Source organism: Chryseobacterium taiwanense (assembly GCF_000813825.1).
Classification (GTDB): Bacteria; Bacteroidota; Bacteroidia; order Flavobacteriales; family Weeksellaceae; genus Chryseobacterium; species Chryseobacterium taiwanense.
This window is the reverse complement of sequence record NZ_JWTA01000015.1, coordinates 254,995-272,807: the sequence shown is the minus strand read 5'-3', so window position 1 is coordinate 272,807 and position 17,813 is coordinate 254,995. Positions and strand designations below refer to the sequence as shown.

The 17,813-nt window shown below is 33.5% G+C and carries 18 protein-coding genes and 3 tRNA genes; 4 read left to right on the top strand and 17 right to left on the bottom strand.

The window, feature by feature from the left end; genetic code table 11:
* The first annotated feature begins 7 nt into the window (after nucleotides 1-7).
* Complete coding sequence (locus tag RM51_RS15960) at nucleotides 8-1,819, top strand: helix-turn-helix domain-containing protein (protein WP_039371784.1); 1,812 nt, start codon at nucleotides 8-10, stop codon at nucleotides 1,817-1,819.
* A 105-nt stretch (nucleotides 1,820-1,924) separates the two neighbouring features.
* On the opposite strand, the gene RM51_RS15955 is transcribed toward RM51_RS15960, so the two are convergent.
* The 16 genes from RM51_RS15955 to RM51_RS15880 all read right to left on the bottom strand — a co-directional run bounded on the left by RM51_RS15955 (nucleotide 1,925) and on the right by RM51_RS15880 (nucleotide 14,129).
* Nucleotides 1,925-2,293, bottom strand: coding sequence for a hypothetical protein (locus RM51_RS15955; protein ID WP_039371781.1), 369 nt, complete (start codon nucleotides 2,291-2,293; stop codon nucleotides 1,925-1,927).
* 17 nt (nucleotides 2,294-2,310) lie between these two features.
* Entirely contained in the window at nucleotides 2,311-2,667 is a 357-nt protein-coding gene (locus tag RM51_RS15950; RefSeq protein ID WP_039371778.1) for a hypothetical protein, read from the bottom strand.
* A gap of 4 nt (nucleotides 2,668-2,671) precedes the next feature.
* Nucleotides 2,672-3,643, bottom strand: a complete 972-nt coding sequence (locus tag RM51_RS15945; protein WP_039371774.1) for an endonuclease/exonuclease/phosphatase family protein — start codon at nucleotides 3,641-3,643, stop codon at nucleotides 2,672-2,674.
* A 73-nt stretch (nucleotides 3,644-3,716) separates the two neighbouring features.
* Nucleotides 3,717-4,457, bottom strand: a complete 741-nt coding sequence (locus RM51_RS15940; RefSeq protein ID WP_228375825.1) for an endonuclease/exonuclease/phosphatase family protein — start codon at nucleotides 4,455-4,457, stop codon at nucleotides 3,717-3,719.
* 255 nt (nucleotides 4,458-4,712) lie between these two features.
* Nucleotides 4,713-5,450 (bottom strand): rhomboid family intramembrane serine protease, encoded by a 738-nt coding sequence (locus tag RM51_RS15935; RefSeq protein ID WP_039371768.1) that lies wholly within the window; start codon nucleotides 5,448-5,450, stop codon nucleotides 4,713-4,715.
* 2 nt (nucleotides 5,451-5,452) lie between these two features.
* A complete protein-coding gene (mutL, locus tag RM51_RS15930; RefSeq protein WP_039371765.1) occupies nucleotides 5,453-7,246 on the bottom strand; it encodes a DNA mismatch repair endonuclease MutL in 1,794 nt (597 codons plus the stop codon).
* Between the two features lie 243 nt (nucleotides 7,247-7,489).
* A complete protein-coding gene (locus RM51_RS15925; protein ID WP_039371762.1) occupies nucleotides 7,490-8,317 on the bottom strand; it encodes a YoaK family protein in 828 nt (275 codons plus the stop codon).
* A 24-nt stretch (nucleotides 8,318-8,341) separates the two neighbouring features.
* Nucleotides 8,342-8,830: a hypothetical protein gene (locus RM51_RS15920; protein WP_039371759.1), complete on the bottom strand. Its 489-nt coding sequence runs from the start codon at nucleotides 8,828-8,830 to the stop codon at nucleotides 8,342-8,344.
* 278 nt (nucleotides 8,831-9,108) lie between these two features.
* The gene (locus RM51_RS15915; RefSeq protein WP_039371756.1) at nucleotides 9,109-10,518 is read right to left on the bottom strand and encodes a sensor histidine kinase; all 1,410 of its coding nucleotides are present in this window, start codon (nucleotides 10,516-10,518) and stop codon (nucleotides 9,109-9,111) included.
* A 3-nt stretch (nucleotides 10,519-10,521) separates the two neighbouring features.
* Nucleotides 10,522-11,232, bottom strand: coding sequence for a response regulator transcription factor (locus RM51_RS15910; RefSeq protein ID WP_039371754.1), 711 nt, complete (start codon nucleotides 11,230-11,232; stop codon nucleotides 10,522-10,524).
* A gap of 146 nt (nucleotides 11,233-11,378) precedes the next feature.
* Complete coding sequence (locus RM51_RS15905; RefSeq protein ID WP_039371752.1) at nucleotides 11,379-11,864, bottom strand: GNAT family N-acetyltransferase; 486 nt, start codon at nucleotides 11,862-11,864, stop codon at nucleotides 11,379-11,381.
* A 13-nt stretch (nucleotides 11,865-11,877) separates the two neighbouring features.
* Nucleotides 11,878-13,293 (bottom strand): aminotransferase-like domain-containing protein, encoded by a 1,416-nt coding sequence (locus RM51_RS15900; RefSeq protein ID WP_039371749.1) that lies wholly within the window; start codon nucleotides 13,291-13,293, stop codon nucleotides 11,878-11,880.
* A gap of 41 nt (nucleotides 13,294-13,334) precedes the next feature.
* On the bottom strand, nucleotides 13,335-13,700 hold the full coding sequence (locus RM51_RS15895) for a hypothetical protein (RefSeq protein WP_039371746.1): 366 nt from the start codon (nucleotides 13,698-13,700) through the stop codon (nucleotides 13,335-13,337).
* A gap of 175 nt (nucleotides 13,701-13,875) precedes the next feature.
* A tRNA-Leu gene (locus tag RM51_RS15890) sits at nucleotides 13,876-13,959 on the bottom strand.
* 6 nt (nucleotides 13,960-13,965) lie between these two features.
* Nucleotides 13,966-14,041: transfer RNA gene (locus RM51_RS15885), tRNA-Gly, on the bottom strand.
* A gap of 6 nt (nucleotides 14,042-14,047) precedes the next feature.
* A tRNA-Leu gene (locus RM51_RS15880) sits at nucleotides 14,048-14,129 on the bottom strand.
* A gap of 190 nt (nucleotides 14,130-14,319) precedes the next feature.
* Here RM51_RS15880 and RM51_RS15875 point away from each other — a divergent pair.
* From RM51_RS15875 to RM51_RS15865, 3 genes are all read left to right on the top strand, one after another.
* Nucleotides 14,320-14,697 (top strand): DUF3127 domain-containing protein, encoded by a 378-nt coding sequence (locus RM51_RS15875; protein WP_039371743.1) that lies wholly within the window; start codon nucleotides 14,320-14,322, stop codon nucleotides 14,695-14,697.
* A gap of 61 nt (nucleotides 14,698-14,758) precedes the next feature.
* On the top strand, nucleotides 14,759-15,409 hold the full coding sequence (aat, locus tag RM51_RS15870) for a leucyl/phenylalanyl-tRNA--protein transferase (RefSeq protein ID WP_039371742.1): 651 nt from the start codon (nucleotides 14,759-14,761) through the stop codon (nucleotides 15,407-15,409).
* A complete protein-coding gene (locus tag RM51_RS15865) occupies nucleotides 15,396-16,286 on the top strand; it encodes a DMT family transporter (RefSeq protein ID WP_039371740.1) in 891 nt (296 codons plus the stop codon). Before aat ends, RM51_RS15865 begins: the two co-directional genes overlap by 14 nt.
* Nucleotides 16,287-16,343: 57 nt before the next feature.
* Here RM51_RS15865 and RM51_RS15860 read toward each other — a convergent pair whose 3' ends face one another.
* Complete coding sequence (locus RM51_RS15860) at nucleotides 16,344-17,723, bottom strand: tetratricopeptide repeat protein (RefSeq protein WP_039371737.1); 1,380 nt, start codon at nucleotides 17,721-17,723, stop codon at nucleotides 16,344-16,346.
* Nucleotides 17,724-17,813: the final 90 nt, after the last annotated feature.

Genomic DNA, 17,813 nt, shown 5'->3' with positions numbered 1-17,813 from the left:
CAAATAGATGAGAAAAAAATATTGTCTTTTCATTTTAATGGTTTTCTTCACGTTTTTATTCCAATCCTCTTGGGGACAGGACCAGAAAGAGTTGAAATACGAAGACCTATATAAGAGAATTTTAGACTCAGGGAAAAATAAAAAATTAGCTTTTTCATATGTACAGAAATATTTAAAAAAAGCCAAAGATGAAAAAAACATAGACGAACTATTTACAGGATACTCTCTTGCTCCATTATATGTAAACAATAACGAGAAAGAAAAATATGCGGACAGTCTTATTACAGTGGCCATTCAAACAAAAGACGACCGTTATATAGGACTGGCCTATTCTAATTCTTCAAGTCTCTTTTTTTCAACGAACAATTACAGTCGTTCTCTTGAAAACAGCTTAATTGCCTATGATTACCTAAAAAACGATAATAGTAGCAAGGAATATATTAATAGCGTTAAATCATTAATAGGCAATATAAAATTTCTATTAATGGACTATGAAGATTCAAAAAAAATTCTTGATGATGTTGTTATCTATTTCAGATGGAAGAAAGATAATGTAAAAACATTCTCTAACAGAAATGAGTATATCTTTTCATTAATGGCTTTAATTAAAGTCAATGCAGTACTCAAAAGAGTTCAAGAAAATAAAAATCTCATAAAAGAAGGTTATTCTTTTCTTTCAGAAAATCGGGATATGATACTTTATAAACCTGGTTTTATCTCTGTCGATGCATTCAATGATTATTCGCAAGGACATTTTGTCAATGCACAACAAAAACTTACAGCTGCTTTAAAACTACATAATGATACAGAAACTCATTTCTATGAAAAATATTATATAGGAATGTCTTATTGGAAATTGAAACAAGATGAAAAAGCGCTTCCCTTTTTTCAAGAAATCATTGACAATTATAAAAAAACAGAAAAAATTTCTTTAGAATTTCGTCCGGCATTCGAGTTTTTTATAGAGTATTATAAGAAAAATGGGAATAGAGAGAAACTACTTAATGCAGTAGATGAACTTTTAGGATATGAGAAAAAATTTAAAGCAGATCAAGCAAACATTACTCAAAAGCTGAAAACGGATTATGATGAAAAAAGACTCCTAGAAGAAAAAGAAGATTTACTTTCTGACCAAAAAAAAGAACGTTGGAGCTTCATTAGTATTGGAATTTTAGGAATTATTTCCGCTACAGGATTCTTCATGTACCAAAATAAAAAGAATAAGAAGATACATTCTTCACTTCAAACTAACGTTCTAAAAGAATTAGAGAACATAGAATACTCGAATAGTAATACTCAAAATAAAAACGAAGAAATACCTAGAATACAGAGTAACTTTATTACTGAAAAAAAAGAAAGCAATGGTCCATTGGAAACACCTTCTGAAGAAGAAATTTCCATTGTTTACAGTTCACAAAATCAACAAAAGAACAACACTTCTGAAATCGATTATGAAGCTTATCTTCCGATCAATAAATTTACAGTTAAGCAACTTCTCAAAAGTTTAGATGATTTTGAAAAATCAAACAAATACCTTGCTTCAGATCTAAGATTAAATACACTAGCTGAAAGGTTTAATACCAATGATAAATACCTGAGTCGTATCATTAAAGTAAAAACGGGAAAGACGTTTAACAATTACATCAATGATCTTCGCTTCAAGCATCTTGAAAGCCTGCTAAAAAGTGATCTCGACTTTAAAGAAAGAAAAATAAAAGAAATTGCCAAATATCTGGGTTTTGGAACACCTGAGTTTTTTGCTACAGCTTTTAAAGAAAGGTTCGGAAAAACGCCAAGAGAATATTTTGAAACAGCTTAATATCTAATAATTTTAAGCTGTTTTTCAATAAAAACATAAAAAAACTCCAGAAATTGGAGCTTTTTCTATATTTTTCATGTACAAAGAAATATAAATCTATTTCTTTTAGTCTTCTTTCAGTTTCTTAGCTCCAGTTTCTACTTTTTCAGCTCCTTTTGCTACTGCATCTTTTACATCCTTACCAATTTCCTGAGCTCCTTGTTTGATGTCTTTTCCAACATTATGAATATCTTCTTTAGCCTTTTGAGTTGTATTATCCAGTTTTTGGCCTGTTTCTTCTACTTTTTCGTGTATTTCTTTTTTCGTTTCATTGATTTTTGTAGAATCCACTCCTGCAGAAGTTTCAGTAACTGTAGTGGTAGTTGTTGTTACGGATCCGTCCGGATTTTCTACCTGTTCTGTTTTCGTAGTAGATTTGGTACAAGAAACTGCTAGAATGGAGATAGCCACTGCAGATAAAATTTGGTTTTTCATATTTTATATTTTTAGTTCTATTCTGTTTTTACTTCTGTAGATTCCAATGCTTTTTGTTTTTTTTCTTCATTGGCTTTCTTCTTTTCCTTTTCCTCTTCCTCCTTTTTCTTATTTTCTTTTACTAATTCCTCTTCAATTCTTTTTTCTTCCGCCTGAAGTCTTATAGCTTCTTTTACCGAATCCTGATATTTCTGTGAAGACATTCTTATTTTCATAATCACTGCTTCAGAAGTTGCTCCTGCAGAAAAGGAATCTATTGCCGTAGTATCATATCTAGGTCGTAGATCTTGCACATTGTCAACATACACCGGTTCTTTTTTTGAACAAGCACAAAAAATGAATAAAAGAAGGATTGCCGAGAAAATATTTTTCATGGAACTAATTTAGCAGAAATTCTGCAATTACCGGATAATGATCCGACAATTTAACCGAATGATCTACTTTATAGCTAAGAGGAATAATTGATTTTGAGCTAAATATATAATCAATTCTAAGCGGAACTTTATAGTCATGAAAACTGGTAGAGCTGCCATTTCCTGCCGTTAAATAAGCATCTTGAAGGTCTTTTCCCAGATTATAATATTCATAGGAATTAGGAACAGAATTAAAGTCACCCGCCAAAATCACAGGATAAGGAGACAGATCAACCACTTTACGAATCTTTTTTATTTGATTTTCATGCGCCTGAAACGTAGGAATCATATGTGAAAGCAGCGCACTTATCTTATTTTCTTTTCCAAAATCAGCCAAATTAAACATCGCTTTATTTAGTCTAAAAGGTTCCAGATATACGTTTACCACACGAATAATTTTTCCATTGATATCGACATCCGCATAAAAGGAATTTCCTCGCGATTTATCGGTAATCAGTTCTTCTTGTCTTACAATTCTATGTTTTGTTTTTAATATTACGGTAGGATATTTTACCATGTCTTTTCTCAAAGCTCTATTCGTATCCTTTTCCTGAACCAATATAATATCCGCATTTTGATCGGTGATGTATTTTTTTACTTTATCCCATCCAAAATCTCCGTATTTCACATTAAAAGTCAATACTTTGATATCTCTTATACTTCTGACATTATCCGTTTTAGGAGAAAAATTGATCCATCTTCGAATGGGATTAAAAAAAACAAGAGTTCCCAAAGCAAATAGTAAGGCAACTTTCTTTCTTTTAAAAAACCAAATGATGGTAAATAAAATATGAACAATAATAAGATACGGAAATGCTAGAGAAAGTAGATTTAAATTACCCAATAAATTAGGAGCAATCCAAGCATTTCCTAAAGTACATAACAATAGAATCGCAACAAGGATATGGGAAAACAACAATATCTGGTTCGGCTTCATTAAAAAACGGTGTAATCACATTTGTTTTAACAAAAACCCTACCAATTGATTTTATTTAACGTTTTTTATGATTTTAATCTGTTAATTTAAAGGTAGATATTACCGGAAAATGATCAGAAATATTTACGTTACGATCTACTCTGTAACTTATTGGCTGTATTATTTTTGAAGTAAAAACATAATCGATACGTAAAGGAAATTTATAATCATGGAAGCTCGTTCCACTTCCTCTTCCAACTTCTACAAAAGTATCATTAAGACCTTCTGAAGCTTTATAATATTCATAAGAATTAGGAACAGAATTAAAATCTCCAACAACAAATACAGGATAAGGAGAGTTGTCGATTTCTTGTTTTATAATATCAATTTGCTCTTGGTGGTCTTTAAAAGTTGGAATTAGCCTCTTTATTATATTTTTAATCTTAGCCTCATCTTCATCACTATTCCCATTTAATTTTACCATGTTCTTCTCAAACTTAAATGGCTGTAAGTAAATATTGATGAATCTATAATTTTTTCCTTTTATTTCAATATCAATACGTTCCGCAAATGCATTAAACTTTTGATAAAGTTGCAGGTCTTTATGATCTATTATTTTAAATTTTGAATAAAAAGAAACGACAGGTACTTTCTTTTGTCTTTCTAATCCTTCAAATTGATAATTCAAGTCGCCATCTTCTTGTAAAAGAACCAAATCTGCATTTTGCTGATTGATATATTTTTCAATATTCTCTACTCCTAATTTCCCACCTTTTGTATTTAAAGAAACAATTTTAAGGTTTGCTATTTCATCTTTTTTTGAAGTAAAATTCACCCATCTTATAACCGGTTTAAAAAACAATAACCCCAACAAAATAAATATAAAAGCTCGTTTTTTCCAACTTATAATCCAGAAAAAAGTAATGAGAATATATGCGCTAATTAAAATAGGAAATCCTAAAGAGAGTAAATTGAACCAAGGAAATACTTGAGGCGGAACAAAACTGTTCATCAGTACTCCTAATAAGAGAATGAATATTCCTATATGTATTATGAAAAGGATGAGACGAAAAACTTTCACAGAATGATTTTAATTAAATCTATACAAATGTTTTCTCCAAATTCGGGCAAGAACCCAGCCTACCAAAGCTCCGCCAACGTGGGCAAGGTGAGCTATTCCACCTCCACTTCCTGAAACCCCTAAATAAATAGAAATAACAATTACGATGGGCATCACATATTTTACTTTCATAGGAACCGGAATAAACATAATTCCAATTTTTGCATCAGGATACAATGTTGCAAACGCCGTCACAACACCAAAGATTGCACCAGAAGCTCCAACCATAGGGGTTCTTAGCACATCATAAAGCTGCTGTGAAAGTTCTTTTCCTTCTTGAGTTGTTGCACTGATATTCATATCACCTGAATATCCGATTGCTGCTTTTGCATATATTTCAGACACATTTAATCCTAAGTTTTCCAATCCAGAAACAATCTGCTGAACTTCGATAAAGCTCCAAAGATTAAATAAAAAGAATGCCCCTAAACCGCTTAAAAAATATAGAATAAGGTATCTTTTTTCTCCTAATGATTGTTCCAAAATGGGTCCAAAACTAAACAATGTCAACATATTAAAGATAATATGCATATAACCACCATGCATAAACATATGCGTAATAATCTGCCAAGATTTAAAGTTTGGAGAGAAGGGATAAAACCCCGACAATGTATTGTATAATTGCGGCATCATAAAAAATGTCACAATAAAAACAAGCACATTGATAATGATAATATTTCTTGTAATTGGTGGTATACTATTAAACATCTTTAAAATTTGTTTTTAAAATCATTAAATGGTATTTCATAAAAACATCTTTTTCCATTAGGAAGAAATTCCGGGAAACCTAATGCTGTAAAGTCTCTGATAAGCTGTTCCGCATCTTTTTTATAAATAAAATCGAAGCGGGATTTAGACTGCATTTTATTCCATTGATTTTGATAGAATTGCATAAATTCTTCTTCTGTCTTATATTCCAGAATATCAAAAAGGTTTTCTAAAAACTTCATTACCTGAGTTTCCTTTAATCCTTCAGGAGCAGCATCTATTCTCAAGACGTTTTCATGAGCAATACTCATTTCAAATCCAAGTTCGGGAAGGTATTTTTTTATTGATTTGTATTTGTTTTTCTCAATTTCATTCATGTGATATTCAAGAGAGAAAAGAAGGGCATGACTCAAAGTTGATCCTTTTTTGTCAGATTTATTGGTTTCCGAAACCGTTAATCTATGCATTCTTCCCAAATCCAGCATCAAAGTTCTGTCTCCTTTATTGAACAACCAATATCCATTCGGTAACCTCATCAGATCTTCATCAAAGTCTTCATCTTCAAACAAATTGATTTTTGAAGGTTCTGCAGCTATATTCTGATGATACATTTCTGCCAGATTCTGAATTTCAGCTTGTTTTATTGCTCCTCGTTCTTCCAAAAACGGATTGTAATCTCTATCTACAATGATTTCCGGCATTTTAATAAATCCGCTTCCTCCTCCACTGTTACTTTTGCTTGGAAACGTTTTTTGTAGTATTTCATCCAAATGCGGATCTTTCTCGAAGTCAAGACTTGGGGCTACATTATAAATTCCTAACGATCTCTTAATCGTGGAACGCAACAAGGCAAATATAAGATGCTCATCTTCGAATTTAACCTCAGTTTTTTGAGGATGAATATTGACGTCTATCTTCTCAGGATCAAGTTCTAAGAAAAGGAAAAATGTTGGAATATATCCTGGTAAAAGCAGTCCTTCAAATGCTTCCTGAACGGCTTTATTGAAATACGGACTTTTAAAGTATCTTCCATTAACGAAAAGAAATTGTTCACCTCTTGTTTTTTTAGCGCCTTCAGGTTTAGCAACAAATCCGTGAAGTTTACACCAGATAATATCTTCTTTTATCGGAATCAATTGCGGTTGCAGTTTCCTGCCGAAAATATCTACAATACGCTGCATCTGACTTCCTTTTCTCAATCTGAAAACCGCTTCGTCATCGTGAAACAAAGAGAATTCCAAGTTTTCATGGGCTAAAGCAACTCTTTGAAATTCATCAATTACATGTCTGAATTCAATATTATTATTTTTCAGAAATTTTCTTCTTGCCGGAACGTTGTAAAAAAGATTTTTAACTAAAAAATTTGATCCGTCTGCGGTTTGAATAGGGTCCTGAAACTGGAAAACTCCACCTTCAATATAAATATTTGTTCCTATCGTAGCGTCTTTTTGCTTTGTTCTCAATTCAACCTGAGAAACGGCTGCAATTGAAGCCAAAGCTTCACCTCTGAAACCTTTTGTCGCAATTTTAAATATATCTTCTGTTCCTCTGATCTTAGAAGTTGCATGTCTTTCAAAAGCCAGTCGGGAATCTGTTTCTGACATTCCTTTTCCGTCATCTACTACCTGAATAAGATTTTTCCCGGCATCTCTTATAATCAATTCTACTTTAGTCGCCTCTGCATCTATTGCATTCTCCAAAAGTTCTTTCACAATAGACGCTGGTCTCTGCACGACTTCTCCTGCCGCAATTTGATTGGCTACATGATCCGGTAAAAGCTGAATAATATCTGACATAAAAAACTTAAAATCAACTTACAAAAATAAGTAATGAAAATGGGAATAAAAACTTTCTATCCCCGAATTACAATTTAATTATTAACATATCAACAACCTAGCCATGTTTTACACGTTAGCCAAAGTGACACTCCAATGATATTTTCTTAAAATACAATCCCCTAATCGCATTATACAATTAGAGGATTGATTCACAGCTTGTTTACACAAAATTAATACTGAAGTATTTTTATTTTTCTACCACTAGTCTTCAAAAGCAAGTTTTCTTTTTTCTTTTCTTTTGGGGATTCCATGGATTTTATCATATAGGTATGCCAACAAATTTGGTCTTTTATAGATTTTTGAATATCTGTATTTGGTATTAAAATGTCTTACATGAATTTTATAAGCATCATATCCTATGACAACCAAAAGACATAGACTTATAACATAAAACACTCTAAATTCCAGATAATAATACGTAAGCCCGGAAAATACAGCTCCTAAAACATAAGCCAGCATAATACTCATCAATAATTTAGCTCTTGCAATCAATTCCGGATTCTTTCTATACTTTTTCTGGGTAAACATCGAAAACAAAATTCCAAGATCGGTTGTTGTTCCGGTAAGGTGGGTTGTTTTCACCGAGAAATTGGAAATACTTGCCGTTAAACCATTCTGAAGCCCTGTCGCAAATAACATTAAAGCAACCAATGATTCTGTTTCAGCCAATGTTTTCTGATAAAAAAACTGACCATACACCCCCACAAACAATAGACAGATGATCTCTAAGACAATAGGCAATGCATGAGCAAAATATTTACTCTTTTTATTAAAGTTAATAACAATAAAATTAGAGAGAAAGCTTCCGAAGAAAAACAGGAAGATCCATCCTCCAACTGCCATTACCTGAGTCCAGTTTCCTTTACTTATTTCCGCTGCTAAAATAGCGTAGTGTCCCGTTACATTCGACGTAAATGAGAGAAATATCAATAGAGAAGCAATATTTATAGTCCCTGCCGTGAAGGCAGTCAGCGTTCCCAATTTTATGTTATCTCCCAACGTTCTGCTGTTACTATAATTTCTTAACATTTTTTATCTTTTAGAAAATTAGAATTATGCAAAAATCTCAGCAAGTCTTCCTCTTTCCGGAAGTCTCTCGTGAGTTTCAATCGCAATTTCCTGAGATTGAATATTTTTACATTTTTTGATATAAGGAATAAGATCAAACTTCCCTTTTCCTTTACTTTTTATTGATGAGCTATAGTAAGCTTCTTCAATATGCCCTGCCTTGATGTAATTATCGAAGGTTCTCTGAAAACTCCCTGTAAAAACATCACAGATAATCTTTTCTATCAGATGCGGGTATTTGTTTTTGATAATCTCGTAGGCATCATTAAACTCCTGCGGTTTAATTTTATTAAAAATCGTACTCTTGGTATTAAAGAGAAGGTCTCGAATAGAATCTCCCATTTCATAACCTGAAACTAAAAAGATAGTATACTGGTTTTGGTCTTCAGAAGCATTTTTTTCTTTAAGAACTTCCTTTAATATATGTAGAGACTCAAGAGAATAATCTGTCGCTATTAAAATTGTTTTAGTCATATCTTTAAGATTTAGTTTTGTGTTATCTTATTTTGATGATACAAAACTAGAATGACCAAATTAGAAGCTCTTTGGAATGGAATTAAAATGTCATTAAAGAGATTAGAATGAGATTAGAAAATTGTTAAGAGGAATTAATATTGGAACAACAATTAAACAGAACTCTTACTATACTACCCTTAATAAAGGAATGAGTGCTTCGACTTCGCTCGGCATGACATCGCTAAAAAATATATAGAAAAATAAACAGCTAGATTAGAATTGTAATGCAGAACTCATCAATCCAACTTCTCTTCTTTCAATGTACTATAAAAATTAGGAAAACGTAGTTGTACCGTCGTTCCCTGATTTTCATGAGAACTAACGATCAGTTCACCATGATGCATTCTTACGATATTTCTTGCCAATGGGAGCCCGATTCCATAGCCTTCATAGTTTTTCGTGTTAGACGCACGGAAAAACGGATCGTAGATTTTATTCATTTCCTCTTCAGGAATTCCGATTCCGTTGTCTTTTATGATGATGTAGACATCCATATCTGTCGCTCCCAACGAAACTTTAACCTGCTGAAAATTAGAATATTTACAGCCATTCTGAATAATATTTGTAACGGCAAGATGAAGCAATTGTTCATTCCCTTGAACTTTCAGTTTTTTCGGATTATCCGGTAACATACTTATATCCAGATAGATATTATTCCTGGAATCAATTCTTCGTAAGGTTTCAATAACATCCCAAAGCAGCTGATCAATTCTCACCTTATCCATTTTCTGGATCTTTCCATCAAAACCGGTCTGCGCAATCATCAGCAAAGCTTTGATTTTCTTGTCTAATTTTTCAGCTTCATCTAAAATGATTCCTAAGGTTTCCTTATACTCATCATTGGTTCTGGAAATAGAAAGCGCGACATCTGCTTCCCCCATAATGGACGTTAAAGGTGTTCTCAACTCATGAGAAACGTTTCCGATCAGGTGATTTTGAGTTTCGAAAGAAGTTTCGATACGGTTGAGCATATCATTAAAAGTATCAACCAACTCGTTCAGCTCCTTATTATCAGGTTGAGATTCAAGACGTAAATGAAGATTTTCTGAGCTTATTTCTTTTACCTTTCCCGTGATTTTTAAAATAGGTCTAAATAAGGTCTTCGATAAATAAAAAGAGAAGATCATACTGAAAAACAATGACAGCACGATACACGTTATCAATGTTCGCTTCAAGAATCCTAGGTAGTAAACTACATAATGATTTTTGGCAGAAGCTATCGCAATATAATTTTTATCATCGTGTTTAAAGGATTTTCCAATATAATAGAATTCTTTATCATTATAGTTGGCCTCCCCATTTTTCGCTATGCTTTTGAAGAAATAATCCGGAATATGAACTTCGTGTGATATTTTGTTAAAATTAGAATCCGAAGGAATCGCAAAAACATAATCTCGCTCCATTGGAAGCTCCTCATCATTCAGACTGTTTAAAATATAATTTTCAGGAAGATCGAGATCATCTTTACTTTTTTCAATCTGAACAATGGTAGTTGCCCGGATTTTTAATAATTCATAAAACCTCTGATGGGAAAAGTTGACAATCGAAAAATAAACCAAACCACTGAACAGCAATATGATGGCGGTAAAAACCAACATCAAAAGCACCATCGTTTTGGTCTGATTTGTGATAACTTTATTAAACATTCATTATGATTTTTTCAATACATAACCCATCCCTATCACAGTATGAATCAACTTATTATCTTCTTGATTATCTAATTTTTTTCTTAAATAATTCACGTAAACATCCACAACATTGGTTCCCAATTCATAGTTCACTCCCCAAACTGCTTCCAAAACTTCTGTCCTAGAGATTACTTTTTCAGGATTATTTAAGAAATACATTAATAATTTATACTCCGTTGAAGTCAGTGAAATTTCCTCTCCTCCACGCGTAACTTTCTTCGTGTAGTCATTTAAAATCAAATCTGAAAACTGGAAAACATGTTCATTATCAACTTCAGGTTCTATAATTTCCGGAGCCGATCCACCATTATTACTTCGTCTCAGTAAAGATTTCACTCGAGCCACAAGTTCAATGAATTTAAATGGCTTCACCAAATAATCATCACCACCACTTTCCAGTCCAAGCACAATATTCTCAGAAGTTCCCAATGCCGTCAGAAATAAAATAGGAACATGCTGATTGGTTTTTCTGATCTCCTTACAAACATCAAGTCCGTTCATTTCGGGCAACATAATATCCAGAACCACCAAATCAAAATCGTTTGCCTGCACCAACTGTACACCGGTGCGCCCATCAAAAGCCACAGAAACTTCATACCCGTTCTCCTGTAATCCTTTTTTTATAAAGGACACCACACTCATTTCATCTTCGATGAGGATTATTTTTTTCATTGAAATAAGGAATTAGACAAAAATAGAAAATTTATTTGGGTTGAGAAGAAGAGGTTAAAAGCAGAAAACCAAATCATAAAAGCTTACAAACAAAAAGCACCCTGAAAAAATCAGTGTGCTTCCTCTTTAACAAAATTGAAATATATCTAAAAATTGAGTTCCAACAACATTTTTGTATCACAACGCTCATAAGGAGAGTCGGTCACCGTAATATGTTGAAAACCTAACTTTTCATAGAGTTTAATCGCAGGAACGAGCGAAGAATTGGTTTCAAGAAAAATTTCTTTAGCTTTTACATCTTTGGCTTTAGCAATCAATGCTTCACCAATTAAATATCCAATCTTTTTCCCTTGTGCTTTCGGGCTCACTGCCATTTTTGCCAATTCAAAAATCAAAGGCTCCTCAGATGTTTTTATGAGCGCACACGTCCCTACAACCTCTTCGTTTAAAAGAGCAAAAACAATATGTCCACCTTTATTGATTATGTAATCTTCCGGATTGTCAAGTATTTTGTAGTCGCTTGCTTCCATTTTAAAAAATTTACTGATCCATTCTTCATTTAAATTCCTGAAATCCAGCTGATATTTTGAATCATAATCAACAATTTTCACTTCATTATTATTATCGTTCATTGTTTTATTGGTATTAAATTCTATTTTTAATCATTTTCCCCAACTTCTCCAGATCACTTTCTACACGATCTGTCCATTCTAAAGCATAATTTAATCGCATACAATTCTGGTACTGGTTATATTGTGAAAACATTCTTCCCGGCGCAAAATTGATCTTTTGACTGAAGGCTTCATCATACAAATCTTCCGTGCAAATCCGCTTATCCAGTTCCAACCAAAGCATAAAACCTCCTTTTGGCTCAGAAATCTTAGTATTATCTGGAAAATAAGCCGCCACCGACTTTTGAATTTGATGATAATTGGCGTGTAGTTTATTTCGGAATGTCCTCAAATGATGGTCATATCTTCCATATTCCAAAAAATCGGCAATCACATCCGAATACAGCGAAGGACTACAAACCGTTTGCACCAATTTCTGACGAATAATTTTATCTTTAAATTTTCCGGGAGCAACCCACCCGATTCTGTATCCCGGAGCCAATACTTTGGTCACAGAGCCAATCCACATCACCAATCCTGCTTCATCATAAAACTTACAAGGTTTCGGTCTTTCTGACCCGAAATAAACGTTTCCGTAGATGTCGTCTTCAATCAAAGGAACATTGTATTCCGTAATTAATCTTACCAATTCCTTTTTATTATCATCAGGCATCTGAAATCCAAGAGGATTATTAAAATTCGTCACAAAGCAGCAGGCTGACAATTTTGGAAGCGCTTTTTTCAACTCATCCAAGTCAATTCCAAGAATGGGATGCGTGGGAATTTCCACGGCTTTAAGTCCCAATAATTCTATCGCCTGCAAAATCCCAAAATAAACCGGACTTTCCACTGCTACCGAATCTCCGGGTTTTGTAACCGCCATCAAGCAATTGTAAACCGCATTCATCGCTCCCGACGTAATTACTAAATCATCTTCCGTAATTTTTCCTTCTAAAACCAATGCCCATTTCGCAATCTCACGTCGTAAATGTTCACTTCCTTGCACAGGTTCGTAATCTGTTCCGCTATCATTTTTTCGTTTAATGACATTGTTAATGCTTTTCTTCAGCTTTGCCAACGGAAGAAAACTTTCACCCGGAATTCCTAATGCAAACTGTGTAACATCTTTTCCAGAAATTGTTCCAAAAACCTTATCGATAAGATCTTCAGGTGATTTCTCAATGACAGAATCCTTAATTTTTGCAATGGAAGGAAGCGCCAGTTTTCTTTGAGAAGTCTGACTTACAAAATACCCGTATTTAGGACGCGCTTCTATTAAAGACCGGCTCTCAAGCTCCATATAAGCTTGTTTTACTGTATTCAAGCTTACATTATAGAGTTTCTGAGCACTTCTTAATGAAGGCAATCGGTCTCCAAATTGTAGAGTATCACTATGAATCTGTTCTGTTACAGAGTTTGCAATTTTCAGGTATAGAACATCTTTGGACATAAAGATCTGTTTAAGTAAAGTTACAATTTTAAGCCGTTCTTTTAATTATTCAGCCAATCAACCATCCTTTGAATATTGTATTGCAGTTCATCCGGATTTCTAAAATTATCTGATGTATTTCTTATACAGTAATCTTTAGCCTTACTCATAAAATCTTCCCTTTCATTGATTCGTAAATCAAATTTCCCATGAATTTCAAAATCAATCTGATTCTCCTGATTAATAATAAGACTTGCAAATGCCATAATTTTGTTCCCTTTTCTAACCAAAAGAAAAGGAATTCCAAAGTTTTTATTAATCTTATTAAGGTTTAATTGTTGAAGAAAAATATTTTTCAGTTCTAAAATGTCTGATGCATAGACTTCAGCATAGTGAAGTCGATCCTGATATTGAAGAGTCGTTTTCATTCTACTTGCTTTACTTCAGCAAAGTTATAGACTATTCTTTTTTAGACACAGATACAGAAGTTTGTATTTTTATGGATACAGATTCAATAAATAAATGTATTGAGAAAATAGATGGTTTTTTACAAAGGGCATAAAAACAAAAAACCCTCCGTAATTAAATTACAGAGGGTTTTAGTACCCCGGGCGGGACTTGAACCCGCACGCCAAAAGAGGCACAGGATTTTAAGTCCTGCGTGTCTACCAGTTCCACCACCAGGGCATGGAGTGGAGCGAAAAACGGGATTCGAACCCGCGACCCCAACCTTGGCAAGGTTGTGCTCTACCAGCTGAGCTATTTTCGCATACTGTGCGGATGAAGGGACTCGAACCCCCACGCCTCTCGGCACCAGATCCTAAGTCTGGCGTGGCTACCAATTACACCACATCCGCGTTGTTGTTAATCTGAAAACTTATTTTTAAAGAACTTGTTTCGTTTTCCGTTTTCAGTGGTGCAAAGATAGGATAAATTCTTTTACCTCCAAACTTTTCACGAAAAAAAATTAAAATTTTTACATTTTTTTTCTCCTGTACCCTTTATTACGATTGATTTTCTTACTTTTACCGTGTTAATAATTACGATATGGAATTACAAGGAACGGTAAAGAAAATATTTGATGCTCAGACATTTGCGAGCGGCTTCCAAAAGAGAGAAATGGTTATTTTAACTCAGGAACAATACCCGCAACCAATAAACATAGAATTTTTGTCTGATAAGATCAGTTTATTGGATAATCTGAAAGAAGGAGAAAATGTAAAGGTGGGAATCAACATCAGAGGAAGAGAATGGGTTTCTCCTCAAGGAGAGACTAAATACTTCAACTCTATTACAGGATGGAGAGTAGAAAAAGTTTTTGATAACGGTTCAGAGCCTACACAAGCAGCTCCGTCACATGCTGCAGCTCCGGTTTCAAATGAGAATCCTTTTGCTGGAGATGACGATGATGATTTACCTTTTTAATTAAAAGATAATACTGAAAAATATTAATCCTGCTTTTTAAGTGGGATTTTTTTTCCTAAATATGATTCGATTAGACGAAAATGAGATTTCATTTCCCGATCCTGAAATCTATGATGGCCACGAAGGTATTATTGCTTTTGGTGGTGACCTTTCTATAGAACGGATTTGGTTTGCTTATCAGTTGGGTATTTTTCCCTGGTACAATCCGGGGGAAGAAATTCTTTGGTGGTGCCCCGATCCGAGATTTGTTTTATTTCCTGACGAGCTGAAAGTTTCAAAATCGATGAGAAAAATATTGAACAGAAATGTTTTTACCTTTTCAGAAAATCAAAATTTCAGAGAAGTCATTAAAAATTGTCAGGAAGTCAGCAGAAAAGGACAAACCGGAACATGGCTTTCGGATGAACTCATGGAATCTTTCATTCAGCTGCATGAATACGGCTTGGCAAGAAGTATTGAAGTCTGGCAAAACGAAGTATTGGTTGGTGGATTTTATGGACTTCAAATAGGAAATGTATTCTGTGGTGAAAGTATGTTTGCCAAAGTAAGCAATGCTTCCAAAGCCGGATTTATTCATTTTATCGAAACAAATAAAAATTTAGAATTAATTGACTGTCAATCTCATACAGAGCATCTTGAAAGTATGGGAGCGAAGATGATTCCTAAAAAAGAGTTTTTAAAAATTTTACACCACAACAATGAACGCAGATAAAGAAAAATGGATTCTTTTGATTATCCTGAGTATTATTTGGGGATCTTCTTTTATTTTAATTAAAAAATCTTTAGAACATTTCAGCCCGTATCAGGTCGGCGCTTTAAGAGTTCTGATTGCAGGAATTATTTTAATGCCTATTGCGATTTCAAAATATAAATTATTTCCGAAAAAGCATTTAAAATGGCTTATTCTCGCTGCATTTACAGGAAATTTCATTCCTATGTTTTTATTTCCTATTGCCGAGACGGAAGTCAGCAGCAGTATTGCAGGAATCATTAATTCTATGATGCCTATTTTCGTGATTATTGTCGGAGCTTTGGTCTGGAAGTTTGAGACGACAAAACAGCAGATTTTTGGAACTTTAATTAGTTTTACAGGAGTTTGCTTATTGGCTTTCGGCGGAGACGGTGAAGGAGGAAAATTTAAGTTAATCCCTATTTTACTGTTATTGTTGGCAACGTTATGCTATGCAATGAGTACAACTACGGTAAAATCTAAATTGATGGAAGTCTCCTCTACTGTTTTATCTGCTTTTGTATTCTCTTTTGTTTTATTTTTCCCATCAGTTATTGCCTTAACATGGACTGGATTCTTTTCAACATTTAGTCTTAATGAAAATAATTTAACGGGATTGATGTTCGTAAGTTTATTATCAATTTTCGGGACAGGTTTAGCCATGATGATGAATTATCGTTTATTGAAAGTATCTTCACCCCTTTTTGCATCTACCGTTACATTACTAATGCCGATTGTAGCAATCATTTGGGGCTTTCTGGATGGTGAAAAACTGAGTTCTTTACAATTTGTAGGAGCAGTGGTCATTATCGCCGGATTAATCTTTTTAAGGGCAAAACCAAACGTTATAAAAAAATAAATCCTGCATCTCTGCAGGATTTTTATTTGATTTTACTTTAAGATTTTTTCAACCTTATTAGTTTTTCTTCTTAACCTTAGCTTTAGCCTTTTTCACCTCATCTTTAATGAACGGATATTTTTTCTGCATATCTGTTACCAAAGTAGGATCTAAATCTAATGCCTGCTGAAGAGACTCTACGCCTTTTTCCTGCTCTTTCAGATTAAAATAACAGTTACTCAACTGATAGAACAATTCAGCTCTATAATGGGCTTTTAATGCTTTGTTTAAAACCACTATCGCATCTTCGTATTCACCTAAAAGCATCAATACTTCCGAATAGGCATACCAATTATAAAATCTTGATGGTTCTGTATTTACCAATTTTTTCAGGCAAGAAAGACTTTCTTCAAACTTTCCTGAATCAATAAATAAAAACGCCAATCTTTTCTGATAATCAAGATTATTTTCATTCAGATGGGTTGCTTCTTTTGCAAAATGCAACGCTTCAGACATTCCTCCCATTTCTTCGTAAAGATAAGACTGCTCCATCATCGCAAGATAGAATTGCGGATCTTCTCTCAACGATTTCTGAAAAGAATTCAGTGCCATAATCGGCTGTTTTAATGCTTTATAGCAAAGTCCGATTTTATAGAATGTAAATGCTTTCGTATATTCTAACTCCAGCATTTCTTCATAGACTTCTATAGCCTTTTTGTATTGACCTAAAGCTTCATAACAAGCTGCCTTATTAGCATAGACTCCTACAGAACTTGAATTGATCGCCAATAAATAGTCATATCCTTTTATGGCTTCTTCATAATTCTTTCTGTTGAAATAAAATTGTCCGTATTCAAACCAAGCAACTTCTGAATAGGCAAACTCATCTAAATATTCATTTAGAAAAGCTATTGCTTCTTCGTTCTTATTCAGATCAGCAAAGCAAACCATACAGTTTTCTAACGAATATTCATCTGTAGGGTCTTCTTTAAGAGCTTTCCTGTAATGTTTAAGGGCATTAAACGGATCACCCAGGTTTACATATTCATCTGCAATAAAGTTGTGAAGGAAGTTTTCTTCTTCTTTCAGTTCCAATGCTTTTTTACAAATATCAATAGATCTTCTAGGGTTCCCTAAATTAGAATAATACTTGGCGTAGCAAACCAAAAAGTCTGTGTTTTCCATAGAAGACCCCTTCAGCTCATCAATAAGCTCCTTTGCCGTAGTATATTCTTCCCATTCTAATAAAATTTCAAGTTTTTTGATCTTGATATCTAAAGAATTGGGATGAAGCTTTAAACCATAATTAACCGCTGTATCGGCATAATTAAAGTCTCCCAGCTCCAAATAATAAACAATAATGTCTTCTAACTCTTCTGTATCAAAGTAGAATTCATCATTGTTTTCCATCATTTCCTCGAACTTTTTTACAAGTTCATTTCCAAAATATTCTTCCAATATAAAACAGTTTTAAGATTTAAGACTTGAGATATGAGATATACAAATACTCTGTTCTGAAAATCTTAGTACTATAAATTTAATAATAAT

Excerpts from the sequence above, each read along its gene's own strand:
- RM51_RS15945 (WP_039371774.1), bottom strand. The coding sequence starts at position 3,643 with ATGAAGCCGAACCAGATATTGTTGTTTTCCCATATCCTTGTTGCGATT.
- RM51_RS15895 (WP_039371746.1), bottom strand. The coding sequence starts at position 13,700 with ATGAAAACGACTCTTCAATATCAGGATCGACTTCACTATGCTGAAGTC.
- RM51_RS15935 (WP_039371768.1), bottom strand. The coding sequence starts at position 5,450 with ATGTTTAATAGTATACCACCAATTACAAGAAATATTATCATTATCAAT.
- RM51_RS15950 (WP_039371778.1), bottom strand. The coding sequence starts at position 2,667 with ATGAAAAATATTTTCTCGGCAATCCTTCTTTTATTCATTTTTTGTGCT.
- mutL (WP_039371765.1), bottom strand. The coding sequence starts at position 7,246 with ATGTCAGATATTATTCAGCTTTTACCGGATCATGTAGCCAATCAAATT.
- RM51_RS15905 (WP_039371752.1), bottom strand. The coding sequence starts at position 11,864 with ATGAACGATAATAATAATGAAGTGAAAATTGTTGATTATGATTCAAAA.
- RM51_RS15875 (WP_039371743.1), top strand. The coding sequence starts at position 14,320 with ATGGAATTACAAGGAACGGTAAAGAAAATATTTGATGCTCAGACATTT.
- RM51_RS15865 (WP_039371740.1), top strand. The coding sequence starts at position 15,396 with ATGAACGCAGATAAAGAAAAATGGATTCTTTTGATTATCCTGAGTATT.
- RM51_RS15920 (WP_039371759.1), bottom strand. The coding sequence starts at position 8,830 with ATGACTAAAACAATTTTAATAGCGACAGATTATTCTCTTGAGTCTCTA.
- RM51_RS15955 (WP_039371781.1), bottom strand. The coding sequence starts at position 2,293 with ATGAAAAACCAAATTTTATCTGCAGTGGCTATCTCCATTCTAGCAGTT.
- RM51_RS15900 (WP_039371749.1), bottom strand. The coding sequence starts at position 13,293 with ATGTCCAAAGATGTTCTATACCTGAAAATTGCAAACTCTGTAACAGAA.
- RM51_RS15960 (WP_039371784.1), top strand. The coding sequence starts at position 8 with ATGAGAAAAAAATATTGTCTTTTCATTTTAATGGTTTTCTTCACGTTT.
- RM51_RS15925 (WP_039371762.1), bottom strand. The coding sequence starts at position 8,317 with ATGTTAAGAAATTATAGTAACAGCAGAACGTTGGGAGATAACATAAAA.
- RM51_RS15915 (WP_039371756.1), bottom strand. The coding sequence starts at position 10,518 with ATGTTTAATAAAGTTATCACAAATCAGACCAAAACGATGGTGCTTTTG.
- aat (WP_039371742.1), top strand. The coding sequence starts at position 14,759 with ATGATTCGATTAGACGAAAATGAGATTTCATTTCCCGATCCTGAAATC.
- RM51_RS15910 (WP_039371754.1), bottom strand. The coding sequence starts at position 11,232 with ATGAAAAAAATAATCCTCATCGAAGATGAAATGAGTGTGGTGTCCTTT.